Here is a 3858-nt window from a genome sequence, read left to right on the forward strand (position 1 = left end):
TCCGAGGACCGGCTCGGCACCTGGCGCCACCTGCTCGTGGCGGTCCGGTCGCCTCGACGGATCTTCGCGGCGAAGGCACTGGCCAGCCTGACCGTCATCCTGCTGCTCGTGGCGGGGATGGCGTGTTCCGGCGCGGCCGGTGGGGTTGTGGCGGTCGGCAACCAGCCGCTGGTCGGCCTCGACGGTCACCTGCTGGCGCCGGCGGACGCCGCAGGCAGGGTCCTGCTCGCCTGGGTCTGCGTACTCGCCCCGACCCTGGCCCTCGCCGCGATCGGACTCCTCGGGTCGGTCGTGCTGGGGCGGTCCCCGATGGGGCTGCTGCTGCCCACGCTCGTCGCGCTCGCGATGCAGCTCGCCCAGATGCTGCCGCTGCCCGTCGCCGTCCGCCTCGCCCTGCCCGGCTACGCCTTCATCGCCTGGAACGGCCTGTTCACCAGCCCGGCACAGCTCGGCCCGCTGCTGATCGGCATCGTTGTCAGCCTGGTGTGGGCCGCGACCGCGACCGCGCTGGCGTACCTGCTGTTCCTGCGGCGCGACTTCACCAACCTGACCTACGACGGCTCCGGGCGCCGCGCTGTCACCGCCGGAGTCCTGCCGCTGGTCGGGCTGGCCTCCCTCACCGTCGTGGTGGTCGCCGTGGCGACCCCGTCGATGGGCTCCGGAATCGAGCAGGACAAGGTCCAGCGGTCGGTCGCCACGGCATTCGCCCACCTCTACCGCATGCAGACCCAGCAACTCAACCGCCCCGCCGTCACCGAGGCACAACTGCGGGTCGCGGCGGCGTGCAACAAGAGCGGCGGCCAGGTCGCCCCCCAGGGGGCGGGCAACGACTGGCGTTGCGTCGTCTCCTGGCATCTCCCCGACGTCGAGGTCGCAGGGACGGCCATCTACCAACTCGACGTCACCTCAGACGGGCGGTTCGTCGCCGATGGCGATGGACCGAAGGAAGTGAACGGCTACTTCCTGGTGCGGACCCCGACCGGGGACGCACCGAACCCGCTGTGGCAGTTCGACGGCAACGTCGAACTGCTCGACACCACCCCGAAGGGATAATTCCATGCAGGTAACACGGCAGCGTCGGGTTGACGAGAAGGAGCAGCTCAGCCTTTTGGGCAGACACGTCGGCCGCCGGACCACTCTGGTAACGGCGGGCATCGCGGTCGCCCTCGCCGTCACGGGCACCGCTGTTGCCCAGACGCAGCAGTTCGGCACCCAGCAGGTCGGCCAGGTCACCGCTGACGGTCAGGTTGTCTCCTCCGACCAGTACATCGCCCCGTACGGCAGCCGTACCGTCATCAACGACGGCAAGATCATGTCGTCCTCGGTCAGCCCGGACGGCAGCCATCTCGCGGCCTCGGTCGCCGACGGTGATGCGTCGCTGGTCGTCATGGACCTCAAGACCGGGCAGGTGAAGCAGCGCGTCGGCACCTCCTCGGCGGACGACCTGCGCATCAGCAGCGGCGCCGTCGGCCAGGAGGGCCCGACGTACTCGCCCGATGGTTCGCAGCTGTGGTTGGGCCAGAGCGACGGCTACACCAAGTTCACCGTGAACCCGGACGGCACCCTCTCCAACCCGACGACCATCTCGATTCCGGCCGACGGCTCCAAGCACGCACTGGTGGGTGCGGCGGTGTTCTCGGCCGACGGCTCCACCGTGTACTCCGCGGTCAACGGCCAGAACAAGGTGGTCGCCATCGACGCGGCGACCGGGACCATCAAGCAGAGCTGGGCCGTGGGCAACGCTCCCCGTGGCATCACCATGGTCGGCAACAAGCTCTACGTCAGCAACGAGGGCGGGCGTCCGGCCAAGGCCGGCGACACCACGATCAACTCCTACGGCACCCAGGTGCCGGCCAACCCGGACACCGGTGCCACCACCACCGGCACGGTCAGCGTCATCAACCTGGCGGACCCGTCCGCCGCCGTCGGGAGCATCGACGTCGGTCTGCACCCGACCGCGGTGTACGCCAAGAACGGGGCGGTGTTCGTCACCAACACCGCCGACAACAACGTGTCGGTCATCAACACCGCCAACGACAAGGTCGTGCAGACCATCGCCACCCAGCCGTGGCCGGAGGCGTCGGTCGGCTACGAGCCCAACGCGGTGACGCTCACCGACGACGGTCACCTGCTGGTGACGCTCGGCCGCGCCAACGCGGTCGCCGTCTACCGGTACACCTCCCCGCAGCAGCCGGCCAGCTACGTCGGCCTGCTCCCGACGGACTACTTCCCCGCGGAGATCACCACCGTGGGCAAGAACGTGGTCGTCTCCAACACCCGTGGTATCGACGCCCGCCGCCCCGACAGCGCCGGCCACGGCACCCACGACACGACGTCGAGCCTGACGCAGTTCACCCTGCCGGACGACAGCGTCATCAAGTCCGAGACGGCCAAGGTCTTCCAGCAGAACGGCTGGACCGGCGGCTCGGTCACGCTGGCCAAGGGCAAAGCCAACAAGAAGCCGGTGCCGGTCCCGGTGAAGCTCGGCGACCCCTCGACGATCAAGCACGTCTTCATGATCGTCAAGGAGAACCGGACCTACGACCAGGTCCTCGGTGACATCCCGCAGGGCAACGGCGACCCGTCGCTTACGCAGTTCGGCGAGAACGTGACGCCGAACCAGCACGCGTTGGCAAAGCAGTTCGGGCTGTACGACAACACGTACGACATAGGCACCAACTCCGCCGAGGGCCACAACTGGCTGATGCAGGCTGACGACCCGGAGTACACCGAGTCCTCGGCCGGTGAGTACACGCGCAGCTACGACACCGAGAACGACGCTCTCGGCCACCAGAAGTCCGGCTTCATCTGGACCGGTGCGCAGGCGGCTGGGAAGTCCGTCAAGGACTTCGGCGAGTTCCAGTCGATCGAGAGCAAGCCGTCCGGCGCGACCTGGCAGAACCTGTACTGCGACACCAAGAACATGCAGGCGACCGGGCAGAAGACCGCCTACCCCATTCAAACGGGCTCGGCGATCCCGTCGCTCAACAAGGTCTCGGTGCCCGGCTTCCCGCTGTTCGACACCAGCGTCCCGGACATCTACAAGGAGGAGATCTGGAAGCAGGACTTCGAGAAGAACGGTCCGGCGAACCTGAACATGTTCTGGCTCTCCAACGACCACACCGGTGGTCCGGCGAACGCGGCCGCTCAGGTCGCGGACAACGACCTCGCGGTCGGCCGGATGGTTGACGAGATCTCGCACAGCAAGTACTGGAAGGACTCGGCGATCTTCGTCGTCGAGGACGACTCCCAGGCCGGCCTCGACCACGTCGACGGCCACCGTGCCCCGATCCAGATCATCAGCCCCTACGCCCAGCACGGCACCGTCGACAACCACTACTACTCGCAGATCACGATGGTCCGGACCATCGAGCAGATCCTCGGGATTCACCCGATGAACCAGAAGGACAGCGCGGCCACCCCGATGCGTGCGGCGTTCACCCAGCACCCGAACAACACGCCGTTCACCGCGCTGCCCAACCGGACCTCGCTGACCCTCGGCCTGAGCACCCAGCCCTCCTGCGGCGCGGACACCCCGGCGCCGCAGAACGCCAAGGCGGCGCCCGCGCCGACGTCGGCAGCGGTGCCGGCGGACAAGCAGGCGCTCGCGGCGCAGTGGGACGCGTGGAAGTCGCACCAGCGGCTGACCGGACCCAACGCCGTGCCCGACTACGCGAACCCCGCGCAGATGAACCACTTCACGTGGTACCAGACGCACAACTGGAAGACGCCGTACCCCGGCGAGAGCAAGATCTACGCGCCGAAGGACGTGCCGGGCGCCTACATCCCGTCGTCGGAGAACGACGGCTGACGTAGGCGGCCGACTTAGGCTGATCGCGTCAAGAGGTCCCTGGCCGG

At 68.1% G+C, this 3858-nt stretch carries 2 protein-coding genes; both read left to right on the plus strand.

The window, feature by feature from the left end:
* The coding region (locus ACFXJ5_RS41155; RefSeq protein WP_384643677.1) for an ABC transporter permease at window positions 1-1053 on the plus strand (1053 nt) is incomplete at its 5' end.
* A gap of 4 nt (window positions 1054-1057) precedes the next feature.
* Window positions 1058-3811, plus strand: coding sequence for an alkaline phosphatase family protein (locus ACFXJ5_RS41160; protein ID WP_384643680.1), 2754 nt, complete (start codon window positions 1058-1060; stop codon window positions 3809-3811).
* Window positions 3812-3858: the final 47 nt, after the last annotated feature.

Origin of the sequence: Streptomyces sp. NPDC059373 (assembly GCF_042751495.1) — a bacterium.
Classification (GTDB): Bacteria; Actinomycetota; Actinomycetes; order Streptomycetales; family Streptomycetaceae; genus Actinacidiphila.